Here is a 24,106-nt window from a genome sequence, read left to right on the forward strand (position 1 = left end):
ACTGCCTTTTTTATCCCACTCTTAACGGGCAGTAAGACCCCCACTCAAGATACCGAGAAATCGAGGAAGCTAGGTGGGGGATAACTGCCCGTAAAGGTCCGATAAGTGCAACTAACCATCAGTGGGGATGAGGAAAAACCCCCACTGATGGAAGTTTACTTTATCTGGGCAGTGGTTAATTAAGTTATATTCGAACTTCTTCTAGATTACTACTATCTGCTGAAGATACTGCAAGAAGTCCTGCCTGATTTAGTATATTCCAAGGTTTATTAAAATGAGGCTGGAAGAAGAAATCCGTAAAAGCGAGCTCGTCTATTGTCATTTTTGTTTGTATACAAATGGATAATGTGTTCATCATCTGTGTCATATCTGCTTTTGAAATAATTTGCGCTCCCATTACTTGTCTTGTTTCTTGATGGTATAAAACCTTGATTCGCACTTCATCATATGTCGGCATAAACTCTGGGCGATTATTTTCTGCTACTTCCACCATTTCATAAGGAATATTATTCGCTTTTGCCGTAATTTCCGTTAACCCAGTTGATGCCATGCTCCATCCAAAAATATGCAGTCCAGACGTACCTTGTGTACCTAAATATTTTAACGGCTTCCCAGCAATGTTATAGCCGACAAGCGTTCCCATTCTTACAGCATTTGTTGCCAATGGAATATACACTTTTTCTCCTGTTGGATTATAATTCACCGCACAGCTGTCTCCTGCTGCATATATATCTGGATTGCTTGATTGCATATACTCATTGATTTTGATTGCACCGTTTGGAAGCAAATCTACTTTCCCTGCTAATAATGCAGTATTAGGGCGGAAACCAACACATAGTATTACAAGATCTGTTTCATATTCTCCTTTTGTAGTAATAACTTTTGTTACTTTTCCTTGTTCATTTCCTTCAAATTTTGTTACCGTTTGGTTAAGCGCTAATTGAATATTTTGATTGCTGAATTCTTCCTCTACTATATCGGTAAATTCTTTATCTAAATATTTATTTAATATTCGATCTTCTCCGTCTATTAATGTTACTTGTTTTCCGTTAAGCTTAAATGCTTCTACAAGCTCTACTCCAATATATCCGGCGCCAATAACGGTTATTTTTTGGACGTCTTTTGCTTTTTCGATTATCTCATTTGCCTGGTTGTAATTTTTAGATAATAAAATATTATCTAATTTAATTCCTTCAATCGGAGGAATTATTGGCCAAGAGCCTGTTGTCATCACTAATTTATCATAGCTATCCACTTTTTGTTCGCCTGTTTTTATATCCTTTACAACAACTTGTTTTTTATCCGTATCTACCTCTAATACCTCATGCTCCATAAACATTTGAGCACCAAGAGATGTTAATTCATCCGGAGAAGAGTAAAACAATTGGCTGACATCTTTTGCTACTCCTCCAACATACAATGCAATGCCACATGATAAAAAGGATACATTATTATTTTTCTCATATACGGTAATCTCTAAATTCTGGTTTAATTTTGCTAATGTCTTAACTGCTGCTGTTCCTGCATGCGTACATCCAATTACAATTACTTTCATTTTTAAAAGCTCCTTTTGTAATGAATTTATTTAGAAAAGCGCTAGACGCCTGGAGCTAGACATTTATCTAGCTTCAGGAATTTGATATTTTCTTATCTCTTAAACCACAGTTTGTGAAAACATTCACTTAAATAGCGAAAAAAATCACATATATTGTGATTATATTCACAAAATGTTCATAATTTAATTATACATATTATTTTATTTTATACAATCTTTTTGTGATAATTTTCACAATAATTTTTTCTTTTTTTAATATTTCCCTAATACAGCGCCATTATTCTTTTTTAATAGACACCACTAACACTTCTCAATATCGAAGTAGTACGTATCCACTTGATTTGTACCTCCTATTTTTTCCTTTTCAGGCTTTCCAGATTTCCATATGTTATGAAATTAAATTCATATATAATTATTTTTACATTAATGTTATTTCATCTTGATTGCATAACTTTATTTTTATCGTTTAATGTAAATTTTGTCTATTTAAGACCAGTAAATCTCCTTCAGACAAAATTATTGACTCTTTTTCATCCACAACAATACTAACATTGCCATTGACACAGTAAAAAACTTCAGATATTTGAAAACATTGTATATTATATCTGTCAGCTAACAATTCAATATGACAAACTTTTTGAATATGAATAGCTTTAAGTTCTCCACCAAATGCATCAGCTATCATCAAGTTAAAGTTCTGTACCTTATCATGTGATATACGATTACTAACACCTCAAACAGAAAATAGTATCAGGCATTTCAGCATTTAAACCTTGTAATTTGTTTTTCTATTTAATACTTTCCACCTCTAAAATTGCTAAGACTATTTGCAATATTAATTCTGTTCCTAAACTTCAATGCAATGGCTTACTCCGTCAATACTTAGAATAAAAATTAATGCATTGTCTCCTTTTATAAAAAAATTGGAATGACCCCTGTTTCAGGTGTCATTCCACATTTTGTAACGCCCATTTTTTCAAATAGTTCTTTCACTTTGGTAACAATAGTTTGTTCAGACACTGTCTTCATTTTGCCATTTTCAAAAATGATTTTCCGTTCACAACGACATCTGATATAACATTGGGCTACATCGAATATACAACATTTGCAAAAAGTTCTGTTTTTGGAGAGAGGGAAAGATCAATTAAGTGTATTGTCTAGAAAGATTGAGAGCTGATTATATTTCTATTAAATCTTACGGTCTATCTGGTTTAAGTTTGTACTATTTTCTGTGTGCACAGGATTATTTTTCTAAAGGGTTACTTGCTTCACTTAAAGAAAGGGACTTTGTCTCGGGTGCCCAAGCAATTGAGACAATAGTACCTATTAACAGAATGGTAGACATGCCAATCATTGATGCACCTAACACCATATTATTTAAGCAAATAGGCAGCAAGAATGTTCCCACAGCAGATCCAATTCGACTGAAAGCTGTCAATACCCCCACTCCTGACCCACGGACTTCAGTTGGAAAAAGCTCAGCTGGATATGTTAATGTAAGGTTTGAAGCTGCTGATATGACAAAAGTAAACACCAAAAACAAAGAAATGATTAAAATTTGAGGATTCTGTAAGATACTAAGAATAAACAAACTTATAGTCATCATTGTAAATGTAATAATGGTGAAACCTCTACGAGAAAATCTTTCCATAAACCAAAGGCCAACTAATGATCCCACGATTAGAAACATATTTAACCACAGGTCTACCGTAAAGTTTTCATCTAACCCCATACTCTTTAATATTGATGGTAGGAAAGTGTAAATAGCAAAATACGGAATTACAATACAAACATAGAATAATCCGCCAAAAGTGGTACGTTTCCAAGTTTGTTTGTTAAAAAGAGCTAAGAAACCTTGAGCATTCTGGCTCTCTTTTACATTTTCATCAATTATCGCATTCTGACCAATATATTTTTTTATTATTTGACGTGCTTCTTCATGATGTCCCATGCTAATAAGCCATCTTGGTGATTCAGGCGTACCAATTCGTAGAAGAAGTACGATGACAGCAGGAATCGCAGTAGTAGCAAGCATCCAACGCCATGATTCGGAACCAGCCGTATCTAAATAGTGTCCAACTATGGTTGCAGCAACATATCCGACTGTCCAAAGTACATTTAAAGAAGCGAGTAGAGATCCGCGATACTTTCTATGAGCAAATTCCGCAAGTAAGGTAGAGCCGACTGCATAGTCACCTCCAAGAGCAAATCCTATCACTAGGCGTAAAATCAATAGTTCGACTGGGTCATTCACAAATAATTGCAAAACAGAGGCAATTGTAACTACTAAGAAGTTAAACAGATAAATTTTCTGTCTACCTACGCGGTCGGATAGCAATCCAAGTACTAGACTTCCTAAAAAGAGGCCATCAAAGCCGCACTTCCAATCAGTCCTTCCCACATCGAATTGAGTTTCATTTCTGGGCTAAGTAAAGTAAGAGCTATGCCAATAATACCAAGAGCATACCCATCAGTAAAATTCGAGCCAAAAGTAAGCGCAGTAATCTTTAAATGAAACTTGTTAAGTGGAGCATCATCTATCTTAAATTTTTATTTTGTCATAAGAATTTACCTCTTTTATAACAGTCATACAACTAAATATTTTGCTACTAAATAAATATCTCACCTTTAATTAATATCAATTTTTCATTGCCCTGGTTATATAAGTCAATATTCAATTCTTCTTTTACTTTTCTGTTTATTAGCAATAAATCTCCTTCTTGTAACATTAATGATTTTGCTTCAGAAATTCTTATTCTAACTTCGCTTTGTATACAATAAACAAAGTCTGTTACTTTATCAAAGGAAGATTTATTTTTAACACTAAAAACTCTGTGTGTACCAGGTTCAAGATTTATGGTTTCAATTTCCGCCTGATAATTATTTCTTAACATTACATTAAAATCCTTTACTTTTCCTTTGCTCCGGGTAGTCCATTCTCCTTCATAAGCATCTTGATCAAAAGGTTTTAAAAATTTCCGATAATGTCCATCATGTTCCAAGTGCATTTCACCATCCATTATCATGGTGATTCTATTGACACCGGGTAAGGAAGTAAATAAAGACTCTTCTTCATCAATTGTTGCAACACTTAGTCTCCATAAGAAATTTTGTTTGTAATAATCTGTATTCTCAGGAAAAATAGCTAACTCTGTTGTTGTTCCGCCTGTCCATAAATTTATAGCTTGATCTTCTTTTTTTATGATTCTTATTGAGTAAGATATCATCCGCACCCCTCATTAATATTCTAGTGTGTTTAAAATCATTTGAAACAAAAATTCTGTTCCTATATATGCATCTTCCCAATGTACATTCTCTTCTGGACAATGACTTAAGCCTTGAATACTTGGGATAAAAAATAATCCAGAGTCTGTAATACTAGTCATAATTTGAGCATCATGACATGCACCACTAGAAAGCAACTTATATGGGTAACTATTCTTTTTACAAATCTCTTCTCCTATATCAAGAAGTTTGCTAGAAAAAAAGACAGGTGATTCGTTTTCAACCTCTTCTAATAAGTAACTTTTTTGTTTGATAACATTTCTAATAGCATTGTTAATGTCTTCTATTCCTTGCTTCATTTTATCTAAAGAGATATCACGTATATCAATAAAGAATTCAACTTCACCAGGTATAGTGTTTATACTATTAGGAAAAACATTTAATCTTCCAACTGTAGCAACAAAATCGTCACCCATTACCAAAGAAATCCGCTGAATTTCTTTGATAATTTTTGAAGCTTCTACTAGAGCATCTTGTCTTTGTGGCATTTTTGTTGCTCCAGCATGATCAGATCTTCCAAATATCGTACATTTCAATACTACCTGCCCAGCTGCAGAATTTACTAAACCTATTCTTTTTTGTTCTTTTTCTAATTCTATTCCTTGCTCAATATGAACTTCAAGAAAAAACTTATATTTGTTTTTCAAAGCTTTAGCTTCGTGAACTTTATCTGGATTTAATCCCATCTCTTGAATGGCCTTATAAAAAGAAACTCCATTACTATCTTGTATTTGCAACTCTTCTGGAGAAAAACTACCACAAATTGCTCTACTCCCTGTCAAACCATTGTTAAATCTAGTTCCTTCTTCATTAGCAAATATGATTACTTCTAAGGGATATTGGGGATTTAATTTATTCTCGATAATAGTTTGTGTTACTTCTAGAGCGCTAATAACACCTAAAGCTCCATCGAACATTCCACCATTTGGTACAGTATCAATATGGGATCCCATAGCGATAACAGGACTAATCGTTGGATTCCTATAACTTCCGATAATATTTCCAGCATTGTCACACGTAATTTCCAGACCAATCTCTCTCATATATCTTTTTACTAGACTTCTAGCCAATTTATCTTCTTTGGTAAAAGCTAACCTTGTCTATCCATCAATTGAATTACCACCAATTTGCGCCAACTCAATTAATCTTTTCTTTCAGCGAACTTTATTAATCATGCTTTAAAACCAATCCTTTTCTTTATCGCTACGCTAAGCTAATACTAAAAGAAAGACTCAATTTGTTGTGCTTTTCCACTTTTCCATTAAACTATCTACTCGATTCACAATACTTTGTTCAGAAATCGTTGTTATTTTTCGGTTCTCTACAATGAGTTTTCCATCCACAACTACATCGACAATAGCATTCGGCTGAAGTGAATATACTACATTAGCAAATAGCTCTGTTTTAGGAGAAAGTGAAAGATCATTCACATCCAATGTTACAAGATCTGCTTTCATTCCCTCTCGAATTTCTCCTGTAGAAAGACGTAATAACTCGGCTCCTACTTTCGTTCCCATATCATAAACTTGCTTGGCATTTATACATGTACCATCTAATCGAGTTACTTTTTGGAGAAGTGAACACATTCTCATTTCTTCAAAAATACTAATTCGATTATTACTACAAGCTCCATCTGATCCTAATGAAACACGAACGCCTGCTTTAAGTAAATCCGGAATACGTGTAACGCCATCTGATAAAAACATATTACTCGAAGGACAATAGGCTAAAGAAGCTTTTTTACGTCCTAATAATTCGATTTCGCTGTCATCCAGCCAGACAAGGTGGATTGCAATCATACTTTCATCAACTACTCCAAGTGAATCTAAATAATGAACGGGTCTTAACCCGTACTTTTCAAGTGTTTCATCTACTTCAAAGGTTTCTTCGGCTACATGAATATGAAACGGTGTACCTAATTCTTTTGCCAAACGATGACCTGCTTTAATCATTTCAGGTGATGCGGCATGGGGGCTATGCGGTGCAGGTTGAATAGACACCATAGGGTCACCCTGATATTTAATAGCCAATTGGCGTGTTCTTTCTACTGCCTCACTAACAGTTTCACGGTAGCTGCCGGGAGCACCGGTCCAATCATACATCGTACGTGCAAACACAAGACGGATTCCTAAATCCTTAGCAGCCTGAATAACTGCTTCATCAGAAGCTACTCCACCGTTATGCACATAAAAGAAATCACTTACGGTTGTAACCCCATACTTCAGCATTTCCCCAAAAGCAAATAAAGCTCCTGTATAAATAGCCTCTTCATCCAAGAATGGTGTATAACGATAAAGAGCTTGGTCGCGCCACTCTAAAAAAGGACGATCAACAGCTATTCCTCTTAATAAGCTTTGAAAGGAATGATTATGGGCATTAATGGTCCCTGGTACAATGGCTTTCCCCTTCCAATCGACCATTTTCATTCCTTTATATTTTTCCAGCAATTTATTTTTTGGACCAATTTCCTTAATGACCCCATCCACAACATAAATCCCTTTGTCTTTTTCAAACTGATCATTTACGTATATATAGTCAGCAATGTATAAAGTGCTCATGGGTTCCTCTCCTTTTAACTATCTAATTCTTTGTCTAATGAAAGAATGGAGTGTAATAAAACATTTGCTACTATTTCTATATCATCCATTCGGCTTTCTTCTTCCGGACAGTGGCTTTTTCCTTCTAGACTTGGAACAAATAACATCCCGCTTTTCGTTAACGATGCCATATGTGTAGCATCATGTCCTGCCATGCTTCCAAGCATGTAAGAAGGATAGTTTAATGATTCTGCACTTTTCTGAATAGTTTGAACAACCGATTCGTCCATAGGCGCAGGAGATTGGTTTAAAATCACTTTTCGCTCAATTCGAATGGGACGACTCTTGTTTATTTTCACCAAACAACGATTTAATTCATGGAGTACTTCATCAATATCTGAAGAAGTGCTACCTCTAATTTCTAATACCATGTTTACTTTATCTGGTATAATGTTTGGTGCATTAGGGAAAACATCTAACTTTCCAATAGTTCCAACTACTTCATTCGAAGGATGATTACGACTAATACTTTCTAATGCTAAAATAATCTCTGAAGACGCTGATAATGCATCTTTTCTATCTTCCATTAAGGTGGTTCCAGCATGGTTTGCTTCTCCATATACTGATATTTCTTCTCGATAAATTCCCGTAATAGCTGTAACCACACCAACTGGAATAGATCGGTTTAACAGTCTTTTTCCCTGTTCAATATGCACTTCCAAAAAAGCACTTAACTCGTTTGGGTTACGAACTGCTTTCTCAAAGTTTTCCGGATCGCCACCAGCATTCTTTAATGCATCCGTTAGCTTTGTCCCTTCTGAGTCGGTTACATTTTCAATATCTTCTTTTTTCAACTTCTTGGTGATTGCACGACTTCCAAAAGTAGATAAGCCAAATGGATTTGGCTCTTCTGCACTAAAAGAAACTAATTCCAACGGATGCCGTGTTGAAATTTGATTTTCTTCTAACACTCTCATTACTTCAAGAGCAATTAAAACCCCCAACGCTCCATCATATTTTCCTCCATTAGGAACCGTATCTATATGTGAGCCAAATGCAATGCATGGAAGATTTCCTTCTTGACCAACGCGCTTCGCCCATATGTTTGCTGCTTGATCTACCCTTATAGCAAGCTTTAAAGCATGCAGTTGTTTTTTTAGCCAATCTCTTGCTTCTAATTCAGAAGGAGTAAAGGTAGTCCTATCAAGGCCACCTTTATCGTTCTTACCAAATTGTCCAAGTTCTTCAATGTTATTTTTCAGTCGGGCAATATTGATGCAAACATTTTTAATTGTCAATAATAGCCCCACCTTCTACAACAACTTTTCCATTTTTCACAACTGTATCAACAAGATTAACAGCATAATTATACTGAAGCGTTTGATAATTGACCGCATCAAATAAAACAAGGTCTGCTTTCTTGCCAATCTCAATACTTCCAATTTCGTTTGCTTTATTAATGGCATGCGCCGCATTAATCGTACAAGCTGTTAAAACTTCTTCTGGAGTCATTTTCATTGTAAGACAAGCTAAATTCATAATAAACGGCAATGACTCCGTAGGTGATGAACCTGGGTTTCGATCCGTTGAAAGAGCTACTGGAACTCCAGCCTCAATCATTTTTCTAGCATTTGCTGGTTCTGCCATCAGGAAAAAAGCAGTACCGGGAAGAAGAACAGCAATAACACCTTTCTCTGCCATTTGACGAATTCCATTATCTGAAGCTTGCAACAAATGATCGGCCGATACAGCTCCTACTTTTGCTGCTAGTTCTGCTCCGCCAAATTGTACAATCTCATCCGCGTGTATTTTCGGCGCCAATCCCAGTTTTTTTCCTTCTTCAAGAATGTATTCAGACTGTTCAACCGTAAATACACCTTCTTCACAAAACACATCACAAAACTCTGCTAGTTTTTCCTGTGCAACTTGTGGAAGCATTTCTTCCACCACAAGTTGCACAAATTTATCAGGATCTTCTTTGTATTCAACTGGTACTGCATGAGCTCCCATAAAAGTGGAAATAAGATCAATAGGATGCTGTTCATTTAGTCTTTTAGCAGCTCTTAATTGTTTTAATTCATCTTCTACTGTCAATCCATATCCGCTTTTTGCTTCAATAGTCGTTACGCCATATTGAAGAAAACGATTCAAACGTTTCTTCGATTCTTCAATTAACTGCTCCTCAGAAGCTTCTCTCGTTTTAGTGGTAGTATGTAAAATACCACCGCCTGCTTTTAAAATATCAATATATTTTGCACCTTTTAGGCGCATTTCTAATTCTTTTTCACGGCTGCCCGCAAAAACAATATGAGTATGAGGATCAATTAATCCAGGAGTTAATACTTTCCCTTCAGCATTTATAATAGTTACTGGCCCGTTTAAAGTACTAACGTATTCCTCAGCTTTAGCATCTGAACCTACAAAGGTGATTTGTTCACCTTCTACTACAACACTCCCATTTTCAATTACACCAATTTCAGACATTTCCTGACCACTTTTGGGCCTAGTACTGCCTTCACTTACTGTAATTACTTGTGAGGCTCGTTTAATATATAAAATTTCAGTCATATTATCTCAACCTTTTTATTTTATAGTTGGAATATTCATATTTTTTTCTTTAGCAGTTTGAATAGCTAAATCGTATCCAGCATCCACATGTCGAACAACGCCCATACCAGGATCTGTTGTTAAAACCCGTTCAAGTCGTGCAGCTGCTTCTTCCGTACCGTCAGCAACGACAACCATTCCAGCATGAAGAGAATAGCCCATTCCTACGCCGCCCCCATGGTGAACAGAAACCCAGCTTGCGCCGGCAGCCGTATTTACTAATGCATTTAAAATAGGCCAATCTGCTACGGCATCACTACCATCTTTCATTGCTTCTGTTTCGCGGTTTGGTGAAGCTACAGAACCTGCATCTAAGTGGTCGCGTCCAATAACAATTGGTGCAGAAAGTTCTCCAGAAGCAACCATCTCGTTAATAATTTTTCCAAAACGTGCTCTTTCTCCATACCCAAGCCAGCAAATGCGTGCAGGCAGCCCTTGAAACTCAATTTTTTCTCTGGCCATCTTAATCCAGTTGCAAAGGTGCTTATTATCAGCAAACTCTCTTAAGATAACTTCATCAGTCTTATAAATATCTTCTGGATCACCTGATAACGCTACCCAGCGAAACGGTCCTTTTCCTTCACAAAACTGAGGTCGAATGTAAGCTGGAACAAATCCCGGAAAATCAAAAGCATTTTCTACTCCTTCATCAAAGGCCACTTGTCGGATATTGTTCCCGTAATCAAATGCAACCGCACCTTGCTTTTGCATCTCAAGCATTGCCTGAACGTGTACAGCCATACTAGCTTTTGATTGTTTAATATATTCTTCTGGATTTTGCACACGAAGTGTTTCGCCTTCTTCCATAGACAATCCAATCGGAAGATAGCCGTTTAATGGATCATGCGCAGAAGTTTGATCTGTTACAATTTCTGGAATAAAACCTCGTTTAATCATTTCAGGTAGCACTTCAGCAGCATTGCCAAGCAATCCGATCGAAAGCGGCTTTCCTGCTTTTTTAGCTTCTTCTGCTAGAGTAATAGCCTCATCAAGTGATTCGGAAAGGACATCACAATAACGGGTTTCTATACGCTTTTCGATGCGGCTTCTATCTACGTCAATTCCAATTACCACTCCGCCTGCCATCGTAACCGCCAAAGGCTGCGCGCCGCCCATTCCGCCTAATCCTGCTGTTACTGTAATCGTTCCTGCTAGATTGCCATTAAAATGCTGCTTTGCACACTCAGCAAATGTTTCATACGTACCTTGTACAATTCCTTGGCTGCCAATATAAATCCAGCTTCCAGCTGTCATTTGCCCATACATCATCAGCCCTTTTTTGTCGAGCTCATGAAAAGTATCCCAATTGGCCCATGCAGGAACAATATTTGAATTCGCCAGAAGAACACGCGGTGCTGCTTCATGTGTTTTAAAGATGGCTACCGGTTTTCCTGATTGAATAAGTAATGTTTCGTTTTTTTCTAGCTCTTTTAATGAAGCCACAATTTGATCAAACGATTCCCAATTTCTTGCTGCTTTTCCGATTCCACCATACACAACCAGCTTTTCTGGATGCTCAGCAACTTCTGGATCTAAGTTGTTCATTAACATTCTAAGAACAGCCTCTTGTTCCCAGCCTTTTGTATTTAAAGTTGTTCCACGATAGCGCACTACTTTCTCTTCAAATTTTATTTTCATATCAATTTACCTCCTGTGTTTTGTTATAGATAGTTTATTCCATATAACTTAATATTCGGATTATAATTTAGTGATTTTTTTATAATTTATTTCAGATTTTATTTAATTTTTTGTTTATTTTATAATTTATTTCACACTCTTTATTTTCAGATCACAGTCTTGATCGATATACTAAAGGAGTACATCCTTCCAGTGCTTTAAATTTCGCATTAAAATACGTTTGATGAGAATAACCTGTTAAGTGTGCAATTTCTTCTAATGACAAATCAGTTTCTTGTAATAGCCTTTTCGCCTCTCCAATACGTATTTGGTGCAGTGTAATACGAAACGATTGGATGGACTCTGCTGCAAAGCGGCGGCTAAGAGTGCTTTTATTAACACGAAGTGCATCAGCGCATGCTGCTAAATTCCATTGAGCATCCCAATAATTGTTCTCCATTAACTCTCTTGCTTTTTCCACGAGCGAGCGTGGTCCATCTTGTAATTGTTCATGATCTTGCTGAAGTAGCCGAGTCGTAAATACAAGCAATTCTTTCACAATTTGATAAATGACGGGTTTGTGTACAATTTGCTGAAAAACTTCGTGATAGATTGCTTCCCAGTAAGCACTTTGTAGATTATATGATTTCATGTGACGACGAATTTGTGCCAAAACACTAGTCAGGCGAACACGAATGATTTCCGGATCTGGATACGGAGGCTGAAAGGTTAGAAATTCATTCTCTATCCAACTCCGAATTGTTTTGATGTCTCTTTTTTCAAGCATTTCAATCCATTGACGCTGTTCTAAAGGAGTAAGGAATGGATCCATTTCCCGATAGGAAAGCTGTTCTTCCGCTATAATAATGTCATACCCTTCAAAAAAAATTCTCCTTGTTAATTGGCGTGTTTGCTCGTATATATTCTTTAATGAATCACCTACTGTTGCAACCTTAATGACAATTGCAAGCGGCTCATCCATAAAATCTTTCCAGCGGGTAAGAAAAGTATAGTACTCTTCTTTCATTACATCCGCCTCTTCACTTTCCTGTACGCATAAAATAAAATCAGAAAAAACAAATATACGATTCTTCCCAGTAAAAGAGTACCGTTGTAATGCGTCGTATACTAAAGAAAGCGTCTCGGAAGAAGGTGTCAAAAGTGCGACCATTGCTATTGAATTTGTATGCTTCCTATCTTTTAAGAAAAGATCCGGGTAGTCAATATCAAACAAGTCTGCTCCTCCTGCTGCATAATTTAAACTGGAAATATTTTCATTTTTCAGTTGATATCGCAGCTGCTGAATACGTTTAATTAAATCTGTTGGCGAAAAAGGACGAAATAAAACGTCCTCTGCACGAAAACGAAGCGCGCGATAAGCGGTTTGAAATATTCTTTCAGATGAAACTCCTATCCATCTCATGCCAAACCTTTTTCTTATTTTGTTAAACTTTTCACTTTCGTCCTCCCATCCATCCATATCTAAAATAACTAGGTCTGGCTGCTGTTTCTCGACACCATTTTCAAATGATTCCATCGTATCCCACAAGTTCAATTGAATGCCTGTAAAATGCGACTCTATAACCCATCGAATTCCATTTGCTTCTAATTGATCTTTTGCCACCAAGTGAATTTCCATTTAGTTACCTCCTTCTTATGGCATTTTCTTTCATAACATTAAATTTATTAAAAAAAGGAAATCCTAACTTATTTATTCGATAAGTTAGGATTTTTTAAAAAGGTAAATTGGTAATATGTTTATAAATACTAGCCTTGAATGCCTTACTAGTGTAATTTTCCGATTACTTTTTCCACGCAATCTATGATTTCACCAGAATGAATGAATTCTTTTAATGTTTCAATGTGAGGGTAAAGATATATATCTTCCTTCATTTTTGGCACAGAACGAGAAATGAAATCTAAAACGGCACTAGAGGCGGAACCTGGCAGCAACTCATTGTCTATAAACTGATGGGCAGAATAAATAGACAGCAGTTCAATCGCTAATACATATTCCAGTTTTTTTGCTATTTCTCGTGCTTTTTTGGCTGCATTATATCCCATCGCGACATAATCTTCCTGATCGGCAGAAGTAGGAATAGTGTCCACTGTTGCTGGATGGGATAATATCTTCATATCATTTAAAAGACCTGCTTGCGTGTATTGCGGAATCATCAATCCAGAATTTAATCCTGTCTTTTGAATAAGAAAAGACGGATATTCAGAAAGTTGACCATTAATAAGACGATTATTTCGTCGCTCTGACATTTTACCAATTGCAGTAGCAGCAATACACATGGAATCTAGCTCTATACCAACATAGGATGAATCACAATTGCATCCCGAAATTGCTCCAATACCTTCTTCATCCGGCCACAATATAGGGTTATCCGTACAAGCATTCATTTCTATTTCAAATGTTTTTACGGCATCGTGCAGCGTTTTTTTAGCAGCTCCATGCAATTGGGGAATGGCACGTAATGATAAAGCATCCTGCAAGCGGTAATTCATATATTTCTTGGCAATCATAGAATCATCTAGCATGTTTCTAATATTCTTTGCTGTATCTCTTTGCTCCTGATGCGGACGGACACTCATCAAACGGTCGTCAAAAGCTCGAACGGTTCCTTTCAACACTTCTAACGACATGGTACCGATTATATCCGCTGCTGTTACTGCCTTTAACATATCGTATAATGCTAAAGCTCCAATCCCCGTTGAAGATGTTGTTCCGCTAATAAGTGCTAAACCTTCTTTTGCTGAAAGAACAATAGGTGTTATCCCAACTTTATTTAAAGCCTCGCTCGCCTGCATAAGCTCCCCATTTACATATGCTTTTCCTTCACCAATCAATACAAGAGCCATATGGGCTTCCACACTTAAATAACCGACTGATCCTTCACGTGGAGCCCACGGAGTTAAACACAGATTCAAAAATTGGCGATACATTTCCAAAGTTTCCAGTCTAACTCCTGAAAATCCTTGACCTAAATTTTGCAAGACCATAAGCATGGTGGCACGTACGTCTTCTTCTGCTAACGGTTCTCCTACAGAAGTAGCATGGGATAAGAGAATATTTTTTTGTAATTGAGCTGTTTCTTCCGAAGATATAAATTCCTTAGACAGAGCACCGAAGCCAGTATTAACTCCATACATTACTCTGTCTTCTTTTATCCAGTTTTCAACAAGTTGGCGAGATTTTTTTACTCGTTTACAGTAGTCATCAGAAAATTCGATATAAGCTCCAAAACGAGCAACAGCTATAAACTCCTCTATTGTTAAAGGACCACCAAGAGTCACTTTTTTTATTTCTTTTATTAGCACTACTTTCTCCCCTACTCTCCTTTTTCTATTTTATCAATAAAAAACATTTTAATAGCGGATATAACTTGCAGCACAAAGATGAACAAAACAGCCGTTCCGCCAAGAGCTGCTAGATATTTAACCCCATCAACGCCCTGTGCTCCTCCAGCAGAAGCAACCATAACGAATGCAATAATTCCTATTGAAAGTCCCCAAACTAGTTTTTTCCAACTAGAAGGTTCTTTATCATAATTAATATTTGAGGTACATAATATAGAAATTGTCCGAACCATTGAGTCAGCAGCGGTAGAAAAAGAAAGGATTAATGTTAGCATTACAATTGGAATAATAATTACCCCCATAGGCAGATTTCCTAAGAATGCCCACAATCCTGCTACTGCTCCGCTATTTGTAATGGTACTTGCTAGGTCGACCACTTTGTTCTGTTGCCAATTTAAAGCCGTTCCTCCCCAAACACTAAACCAAATAATACTGAATACAGAAGGCATAATCCAGTTAACAATCATAAATTGACGAAGCGTACGGCCATATGAGATTGCTGCTAGAAAAATACCCATTAATGGCGCGAAAGCAATCCAAATCGCCCAGTCATACAGTGTCCACCACATTACTAGAGCTTCTCCGCCCATATCAATTGGATCAAGACCCCATTGCCAGAAATTTTGTAACCAATAGCCTAGACCTGCAGTAGCTGTTCGTGCAATATACAAGAATGGTCCGATAATTAAAAGGATAGCAAGCAGAATATAAAAGACTTTTGCATTGGCATCTGCCATAAAGCGAATCCCTTTATCCAATCCTTTTAAAGACGAAATAGTAAAAACGAGTGTGATGATGAATGTTAAAGCAAGCCACACAAGAGGTCCTTGTTGAATACCGTATGTTGTTTCAATTCCAGATCCAACCAACGCCAGTCCTGCTCCAAGAGAAGATGCCAATCCAAGAGCAATTGCCAATACAGATAAAGTATCGATTACATTTGACCAAAAGCCTTTAGTAATTCTATCTCCAAACAATGGAATTAACGTTGCTGTTACCGACAACGATTTTTTTCGATTAAAATACATATAAGCAACGATTAAACCACTTAAAGAATACATTGCATAAGGAATAAATGACCAGTTATAAAAAGTGCGTCCCAAAGCAAAGATTGCTGCAAGAGAAGTGCCAGGTTCCACTCCCGTCTTTTCCATTTCCCCATAAATATCATTAAAGTAAATAATTGGTTCATTAACTCCGTATGTGATGACACCTGTGGCAATTCCGCCAGTTAATGCCATGGCAAACCAAGTTCCAAATGAATATTTGGCTTTGGCTTTTTCTCCACCTAAACGTATATTCCCTAACTTTGAAAACGTTACAACAGCTACAATGATTAATGCCACTATGGATATAATTTGATAGAGCCATCCAAGCCCCCTCAATGAACCTAAAAATCCATTCATAGAAATATCTGTTAATAGCTTGTTATTAACGATTCCAAGAGCTGCGCCACCTCCTACAATCAAAAAGGCAGGCCAGAATACCCCTTTGCGTGTTTTCTGTTTCGTGTCTGTTGTTTTTATACTTTTGTCTTTCTTTGTAACTAATGCCATCAATATCCCTCCCTTTTTCACTTTAAGAAAATCTCATCTTTCAAACTTCTTTTGAAAGAAGCATAGTGAAACGAATTGAAAATGCAGTCTTTATCATGCATTTGTTAGATTTTATCGTTCCCTATTTATACTTTTCTTTAATTAATGAAAAGTATAAGATATTGAAATAGCTAAAAATAGACACATTCTTTCCGGAAATTAATAAATATTTTTGAATTATGTAATATTTTCTGACAATAAAAAATTGAATAAATGATATTTTATTTAGATTTCTATACATTTTTTAGATTTCTAAATAATTTTCAAGTTTTAGTTCTGATTATTATACCGATAGTCACGAGGTGCCATTCCAGTGGATTTTTTAAAAATTCGTGTAAAGTAGTTTGGATTATAGAAGCCTACTTGGTATGAAATTTCCTTAATGGATAATTCTGTTTTAGTTAAAAGTCTTTTTGCCTCTTTTATTCTTGTATTTGTTACTAATTGACTAAAAGATATGCCATACTTTTTCATCAATAAATGGCTATAATAGGCTGGATTTCTCTTTACGACTTTTGCGACTTTCTCAAGTGTTAAATTATGATCATTATAATAAGTTTCGATATAGCTAACTCCCTTTTCAATAACATCTTTTTTTAATAATTGATCTGCCTGTTTTGCACAATCAATCAGTTCGTAAAGAAACAGCAGCATTTCTTGTACAATTCTGTACAACACTCGATTGTGCAATATATTAGTAAAAATTTTTGTGTAATATTCTTCTGTTTCTTGCTGATCTAATTGATTCGTTTTCATGAACCTTCTGATTTGAGCTAAAATACTCGTCAGCCTAGTTCTAAGTTTTTCTGGATTTGGAAATGGTGTTTTAACATATAAAAATTCATTGTACATCCATTCTTTCAATTTTTGCTTATCGAATTGTTCTAACATTTCAATCCATTCCTGCTGCTCCTTTGGAGTCAGAAATGGATCTATTTCCTGCCAGCATTCGTAAGTGGGTTCAGGTAGAATGACTTGTCTATAACCAATAAAAAACGTTACCTCCAATAATCTTTGAGCAGTTTGATACATCTCATGTATTGTTTTGTGACCAGCATCGGAAGGAACAATCACTGCCGCTACCGGCTCAATACTGTCAACTTCCCATTCTCGTAATATTTTTGATGCCTCTTCCTTAATATCCTGAATCGGAGATTGAAACAGACAAACAACCATATCTATTAACGGTAGAATGACCGGTTGTTTTCTGAAAGGATAGTAATTCAAAAATTTGATTAACTCTGGAAGTTTCTGCACGTCCTCTGTCTGAAGCAACACTAATACAACATTCACAGCAGATTGCTCTTCTTGTAAGAATAAAGAATGATAGGAATAAGTCTCATTAGCATGAGCTAATGGTTTATTGTTAGTTTTTTGATTATTAGCAACTGAAAGGGCTGTTTGTAAACAGTGTTTAATTTTTACAGGCTCTAACGGCTTTACTAACAATTCTACACTTCTCCATTCAATCGCTTGTTTGGCTCGTTCGAATGTTGCCTCTGCTGTGACAGCTATCACATTGGGATTGAAATATTTTACGTATTTTGTAATTGAAGTCCACTCTTCGTTTGGAATCATATCTAATTCTATATACAGAATATCCGGCACTTCTTTTTCTAATATGGTCATTGTTTCCCTTAAAGTACTTACAGTGAATACCTTATTTATCGGAAGTGAGTAGACAGAAATAAGCCACTCAATTGCCGTTCTCTCATTGCTGTCACGTTCAGCTATTAACAATTTCAAATGATTCACCAACCCTATTATCTAAAATGGTATGAATGTTATTTTAAAGGTACTTTGATGCAAAAATATCTCACGCGTGGTATATACCACTAATTTGTAATTTGTACAAAAAAGCAATTTTTCATTCTTTTTATCTTGATATATGGTAATTACGTTCTAATAAACAATATCACGATTGTCAATATATCTAATCTAGTATTTGATTTTTTAAACTGCTGAACTTCACTATCGAGAGACTATGAAGAAAACTCTTCCTTCATACTAAATACACTTTCTTCTTTATATAAAATCCACTTTTGAAAGAGTTTTTATTCAGTATGAACATTCACAAAGGATTGAAACTGCAAGCTATTCTTGAGAGTGTCACAAGAAAGAATACAGACCAACCCCTTGGAAATCTCTTTTGATATTCGGTCAGCACCCAGTTTGTTTCGTGTGAGGAGTTTGTGCTTTTTTTAAAGATAAGCTTATTTTTCTAAAACAGTATAGACACAGAAAAACATCAAAAAAGCTTAAGATCATATAAATGACCCTAAGCCTTCATAAAATATTTATTGAACTTTCATTGCTAAATCGCCATTTTTTGCCCAGCCGATTCTTAAGATGAAATAATATAAAGGTAATGTGATAACAATTGGCAATACTACTCCGAATGCCATATACACTAAAAATCCGTCGATTCCTTGTAAAGCTAAGATGCTGATAGGTGCAATTAATGAATTTAAGCCTAATCCTGCCAATTCATATGTTGCAGTAAAGTGAAATCCTAATGTTGCAATTGGAGCACAAATGACTGCTGCTACAAATGGTGGAATAATCAACAATGGATTTTTAACTAAGTTTGGAAATTGAACTTTTGGTGTAATAATAGACTGCGCTAAGAATCCGCCTAAATCATTTTGTCTAAGTGACATTGCAGTGAATCCTACGAATTGCACCGTACAGCCAATTAATGCTGCAGCACTTGAAACTGGATCCATTTGCAAAGCAATAGCCAATGCTGCTGAAGATGCTGGTGTCATCAATAAAATACTCCAAGCTAATGAAATAACCATCGGTGCAATTAATGGTGAACCTTCTACAGAGTGAGTAATCTGTGCACTAATCCATGTTAATAATGGCGTTGTTACATATGCTAAACCTACCCCTGCAAATCCTCCAACTAGAATAGATCCAGCTGGAATAGCAATCATATCCAAAATTGTCTTACCATTAATGTATTTCCCAACAATTGTTGCGATAACAGCTGCTAATACAGCACTTATTGGCTGGCCAGGTACAATAGTTAAACCTGCTTCGGTTAAATGAAGTGCATTTCCGCCGATGCTACTACAAATCATCGCACTAAAAATCACCAATGTATTTCCACCTAATTGATAGGCAATTCCTGCTCCAAATGCTGGTGCAAGTAATACTTTCGCAATAGATCCTATATGAATTAGGATATCCCATCCTAAAGCTTTTCCAATTGATTCTAACAGCAAGCCCATTCCTAATGTCACTAATACAGCATTTGACATCCCGGTGGAGGCTTTATATACATAATCCATAAACGTTTTCTTATTCATTGCATCTCTTCTCCTCTATCTATTTTAAATGATAAAATTCCCACTAAAAAAGCCTGTCCGATTGTCGGATAGGCACCATTCCACATTTCTGTTTAGCGCCTTGTTTTTAAGAAGCAAAAACTGGACTAAACAATTCCCTATAAAAAACTGGGGATTTATTTAATCCTAAGAGCATAATATGAGGATAATAATGACTGATAAAATTGTGTTAAGTTTCATGATATGCTCCTCCTAACAGTTATTGTGTAGTTATATTATCATCAATATTCTGAAAATGTAAATATTTTTTTTATTCCAATAAAATTAATCCGCTTTCACAACAAACCATTATGGCAAGCAATATTCTCTCTTTAAATAAAAATTGATAAGTTTCTTATCCTTTCTATTATCTTTCTGTAGGATTTTAAAAAGAATTTCTTCATAGTGTAGAACATTTCATGTCAAGCAATATGCTGTCGTTTTTGTTGTTTTACTATGGGAACAGTGGGTTTATTCCCCATTTTTATGCAGTTATTTAACTTTTTTAAGGCTCTGTTAAATTTCATTGTCGATTTTTGAATAATCAGGGAATCTACTCGCTTTCCACGGACGAACCGGCAAGCCTCCTCGCTCGTATCCGTCATGCTCCGAGGAGGCTCACCGCTCGCCCCGCGGAAAGCGAAGTGTATTCAACCTGCGGACCCACTTTTCAGGGTAGCCTTTTTTAAAAAAGGAATTCCAAAACAATACTTTGAAATTTCCTTTTTTAAGATAACTTTTAAGATAGCTCTACATTTTTTGTTTCTTTTCCTAAAAAGAAAACGGAAGCTGCCCCGATAAGTACAGCGATGCAAAAAAGCATAAAAATAGAGGAAATGGATATATTTTGTTCTACTAGATATGGAACTAACAACGGTCCAAGCACCCCGCCTATTCTTCCAAAGGAAGCCGCCATTCCTGCCCCCGTTCCTCTAACATTTGTTGAATACTGTTCTGGCGTGTATGCATATAAAGCTCCCCATGCACCTAAATTGAAGAAAGAAAGCAGAATACCGGAAGTCATTAATAATGCTGTTGACTCTGCGGTGCCAAACATAAAGGCACTAATGGCCGTTCCAATCAAAAATACAACCAGCACAAATTTTCGGCCAACCTTTTCAATTAAATAGGCTGCCAATGCATAGCCTGGCAACTGAGCAATTGTCATAATCAACACATACTCGAAGCTTTTAATCAAACTAAATCCTTTAATGACCATCACACTAGGCAGCCATAAAAACATTCCATAATAAGAAAATACGACGCAAAACCAGAGTATCCACAACATCGCCGTCTGTTTCGCATTCTCTTTTGACCATACTGCTTTCATACTTGCTGCAATGGACAATTTCTTCTTTTTCTCCACCGTTAAATATCTTGGTGAATCGGGAAGACTAAAGCGTAAATACAGCGCATAAAAAGCTGGGAGTACGCTTATCAAAAGGGCAATTTCCCACCCATACTTAGGGATAATAAAATAAGAGATAACTGCTGCCAATAACCATCCGAATGCCCAAAAACTTTCTAAAAGCACGACTACTCTTCCTCGTTTTTCTTTTGGCACACTTTCTGATACTAAAGTAGAAGCAACAGGTAATTCTCCTCCTAATCCCATGCCGATTAAAAATCGTAAAATTAAAAAGATGGATAAGCTCGTTGTAAAGGCAGATAGCCCACTGCCAACAGAAAATAATAATAATGTGATAATAAAGACATTTTTTCGGCCAACTCTATCTGCCATTAAACCAAATAAAAGCGCCCCAACAGCCATGCCAATGGAGTTGACGCTTCCAATCCATCCCATCTCTTTAACCGATAAGCCCCAGTCCACCTTCAGTGCTGCAATAATAAAAGATAGCATTCCTACATCCATTGCATCGAACATCCATCCTAATCCTGCCACACCTAACAGTTTGCCATTTGAAACTTCTTTTTTCATAAAGTCCTCCTGCTTTTTCCGAATGGCTGTTTTCGTATAGATAGTTGCTTTTAAACTCGAAGCATGCTGCTAAGTACTCTTCTCCCATTTTTTTATGTAAAAAACAAACTTTAAGAAAACAGCCTTTCGAATAGTTTCTTCTATTTTTTTACTTTTATTAAAGTATATCTACTATATTAACATGTGTCATGACAATCATCATTACATTTTTCCATCTAGGAAATTCTGTTATTCTTTCTTCTAAAAATCAGCCGGCATCTTCTTCTCTTAGATCTGAATAAAAGCCGTTCTTTTTTTAAAAATTTTAATTTCAACCGCTTCCCAACCCTGTTTTTAGTCGATTTTTCTCTAAAAAGAACAACTTATTACTCTATGCGAAACAACGTAAAAATTTCCAAAAAAATATAGTATTTTTCTCTTTACTTTCTTCTAAATAAGAATAAAATGTATCTTAGATTTGCAATATATTAATTAAAAAGAAAAGGGGATATTAAAGGTTGAACGTCTCTACAAATAAATTACAAGAACAGTCTCTGTTTCATATATCCTGGCCGCTGTTTATTGAACTAGCTTTACACATGGGAATGGGTGTCGTTGCTACTCTCATGCTAAGCCATTATTCCGATGGAGCTGCCGCTGGAGTTGGTGTTGCGAACCAGTTGCTAGGTATCTTTATTCTTGTATTTAACGTAACTTCGATTGCAGCAATGATTCTTATTGGTCAACGGCTTGGTGCAGGTGAATTTAGCCAAGCAAGACAGTTTGCCCGTTCTGCTGTCGGCCTTAATGTTTGGTTTGGTGTAATTGTTGCCTTTCTCGTTGTCGTATTCGGTGGATTTTTATTACAATTATTTGATATACAAGGCGAGGTTTTAGATTACGGTCTTACATTTATCCGCATATGTGGTGCTTCCCTCTTCTTAGAATCTCTCTCACTTGCTTTAAGCGCTATATTACGCAGCCACGGTTTTACTAAAGAATCCATGATGGTAAGTATACTAATGAATGTATTGAGTGTCTTCGGTTATGCTATCAGCATTTTCGGGGTTTTTGGTCTGCCTATATCTGGAGTTGTCGGCGTTTCCTGGACAATTGTCATTGCTCGTGCGTTTGCTGTTTTTGTTCTTTTATATTTAGTCTATCGTAGAATAGCACTTACTTTTAAAGTTAGTGATATTGTTAAAGTGAATAAACAAGATATTCGGGAAATGCTTTTTATTGGGATCCCATCTGCAGGTGAAAATTTATCCTATCAGTTTTCACAATTAGTGATTACTGCGATCGTTGCTTCCATGGGGGATGCATCGTTAGCTGCCAGAGTGTATATAACAAATATTTCGATGGTTTGTTATTTATTCACATTGGCAATTGCAGAAGGTACACAGCTTTTAATTGCGAGATATATTGGCGGAAAGCAGTATGAACATGCTTTGAAACGAGGAGTAAAAACTTTAAAAATTGCAATGGTTGCTTCATCTGTTGCAGCATTGGCAATGGCTCTTGTTGGTTCTCCTATATTAAAACTATTTACAAGCGACTACCAAATCATTGCGATTGGATTGCCAATTCTATGGGCAGTCGTATTTACAGAGCCAGGAAGAGCAATGAATATTGTATTAATGAGCTCATTAAAATCAGCCGGCGATGTTCGTTTTCCTGTCTTTATCGGCATTGTGTCCATGTGGGGAATAGCAGTTGTTCTCAGCTATGCTTTAGGCATTCATCTTGGCTTAGGCTTATTAGGCGTGTGGATAGCGCAAGGAATTGATGAATGGTTTAGAGGTTCTTTCGCCTTTAGAAGATGGCTATCTAAACCATGGGAAAGAATTCGTGTGAAAAATCCGATTAAAGGGCATATTTAAAGAACAAAAGCGCAAGCGCCTTGATCATCGCCGTACAAACTGGCCGATTAACTACGCCACGTCCTGTGGCAACATCGGCACTTGTACATCCTTATACTTCGGAAAGGCTTCGACTGAGATAAAGGAAACACGATGAGCGATAGCGAATCGATGTTGACTTATCGTAGGGAGATGACCTGAAGTTTGATAGGCGATAGGCGCTGGAGCTGGACGCGGACCAAACTGCTAAGTTATCCACAACTCTATCTCGTTTATAATTTCCTAGACAATAAGAAAAGCGCAAGCGCCCTTGCTTATCGACAGAATAAGGTGAGTTCCACAGGATGTGGATCACACAAATGAAGACATAAGGACGTGGCGTTCTTAATTTGTGTACCTTAAGTGAGATAAGGCGAACCTTCCATCAGGGGATGA

The 24,106-nt window shown here is 36.4% G+C and carries 15 protein-coding genes and 1 pseudogene; 1 reads left to right on the forward strand and 15 read right to left on the reverse strand.

Annotated elements, in window-relative coordinates; genetic code table 11:
• Positions 1–184: 184 nt before the first annotated feature.
• The 15 genes and pseudogenes from ACTYBU_RS08995 to ACTYBU_RS09065 all read right to left on the reverse strand — a co-directional run bounded on the left by ACTYBU_RS08995 (position 185) and on the right by ACTYBU_RS09065 (position 21,830).
• Positions 185–1,555 carry an FAD-dependent oxidoreductase gene (locus ACTYBU_RS08995; RefSeq protein WP_445489016.1) on the reverse strand — a complete coding sequence of 457 codons (1,371 nt, stop codon included), beginning with the start codon at positions 1,553–1,555 and terminating at the stop codon, positions 185–187.
• A gap of 466 nt (positions 1,556–2,021) precedes the next feature.
• Complete coding sequence (locus ACTYBU_RS09000) at positions 2,022–2,240, reverse strand: hypothetical protein (RefSeq protein ID WP_445489017.1); 219 nt, start codon at positions 2,238–2,240, stop codon at positions 2,022–2,024.
• A gap of 558 nt (positions 2,241–2,798) precedes the next feature.
• Positions 2,799–3,956, reverse strand: a complete 1,158-nt coding sequence (locus ACTYBU_RS09005; RefSeq protein WP_445489018.1) for an MFS transporter — start codon at positions 3,954–3,956, stop codon at positions 2,799–2,801.
• Between the two features lie 208 nt (positions 3,957–4,164).
• A complete protein-coding gene (locus ACTYBU_RS09010; RefSeq protein ID WP_445489020.1) occupies positions 4,165–4,782 on the reverse strand; it encodes a HutD/Ves family protein in 618 nt (205 codons plus the stop codon).
• A gap of 12 nt (positions 4,783–4,794) precedes the next feature.
• Positions 4,795–5,928 (reverse strand): annotated as a pseudogene (locus ACTYBU_RS09015) (Zn-dependent hydrolase); the annotation flags it as partial.
• 144 nt (positions 5,929–6,072) lie between these two features.
• Entirely contained in the window at positions 6,073–7,398 is a 1,326-nt protein-coding gene (locus ACTYBU_RS09020; RefSeq protein ID WP_445489022.1) for an amidohydrolase family protein, read from the reverse strand.
• Between the two features lie 14 nt (positions 7,399–7,412).
• Complete coding sequence (locus tag ACTYBU_RS09025; protein ID WP_445489024.1) at positions 7,413–8,675, reverse strand: Zn-dependent hydrolase; 1,263 nt, start codon at positions 8,673–8,675, stop codon at positions 7,413–7,415.
• Positions 8,665–9,945, reverse strand: a complete 1,281-nt coding sequence (hutI, locus tag ACTYBU_RS09030) for an imidazolonepropionase (RefSeq protein ID WP_445489026.1) — start codon at positions 9,943–9,945, stop codon at positions 8,665–8,667. The genes ACTYBU_RS09025 and hutI overlap by 11 nt, the downstream gene beginning before the upstream one ends.
• Positions 9,946–9,960: 15 nt before the next feature.
• Positions 9,961–11,622 (reverse strand): urocanate hydratase, encoded by a 1,662-nt coding sequence (hutU, locus tag ACTYBU_RS09035; protein ID WP_445489028.1) that lies wholly within the window; start codon positions 11,620–11,622, stop codon positions 9,961–9,963.
• A 151-nt stretch (positions 11,623–11,773) separates the two neighbouring features.
• On the reverse strand, positions 11,774–13,240 hold the full coding sequence (locus tag ACTYBU_RS09040; protein WP_445489029.1) for a helix-turn-helix domain-containing protein: 1,467 nt from the start codon (positions 13,238–13,240) through the stop codon (positions 11,774–11,776).
• A 146-nt stretch (positions 13,241–13,386) separates the two neighbouring features.
• Positions 13,387–14,925, reverse strand: a complete 1,539-nt coding sequence (locus ACTYBU_RS09045; RefSeq protein WP_445489031.1) for an HAL/PAL/TAL family ammonia-lyase — start codon at positions 14,923–14,925, stop codon at positions 13,387–13,389.
• Positions 14,926–14,936: 11 nt separating this feature from the next.
• Positions 14,937–16,520 carry a BCCT family transporter gene (locus ACTYBU_RS09050; RefSeq protein ID WP_445489033.1) on the reverse strand — a complete coding sequence of 528 codons (1,584 nt, stop codon included), beginning with the start codon at positions 16,518–16,520 and terminating at the stop codon, positions 14,937–14,939.
• 309 nt (positions 16,521–16,829) lie between these two features.
• Positions 16,830–18,314, reverse strand: a complete 1,485-nt coding sequence (locus tag ACTYBU_RS09055; protein WP_445489035.1) for a helix-turn-helix domain-containing protein — start codon at positions 18,312–18,314, stop codon at positions 16,830–16,832.
• 542 nt (positions 18,315–18,856) lie between these two features.
• Positions 18,857–19,873: a PTS transporter subunit IIC gene (locus ACTYBU_RS09060; protein WP_445489037.1), complete on the reverse strand. Its 1,017-nt coding sequence runs from the start codon at positions 19,871–19,873 to the stop codon at positions 18,857–18,859.
• A 757-nt stretch (positions 19,874–20,630) separates the two neighbouring features.
• The gene (locus ACTYBU_RS09065) at positions 20,631–21,830 is read right to left on the reverse strand and encodes an MFS transporter (RefSeq protein ID WP_445489038.1); all 1,200 of its coding nucleotides are present in this window, start codon (positions 21,828–21,830) and stop codon (positions 20,631–20,633) included.
• Positions 21,831–22,327: 497 nt separating this feature from the next.
• On the opposite strand from ACTYBU_RS09065, the gene ACTYBU_RS09070 reads away from it, so the two are divergent.
• Entirely contained in the window at positions 22,328–23,692 is a 1,365-nt protein-coding gene (locus ACTYBU_RS09070; protein ID WP_445489040.1) for an MATE family efflux transporter, read from the forward strand.
• Positions 23,693–24,106: the final 414 nt, after the last annotated feature.

Source organism: Niallia sp. 03133 (assembly GCF_052663225.1).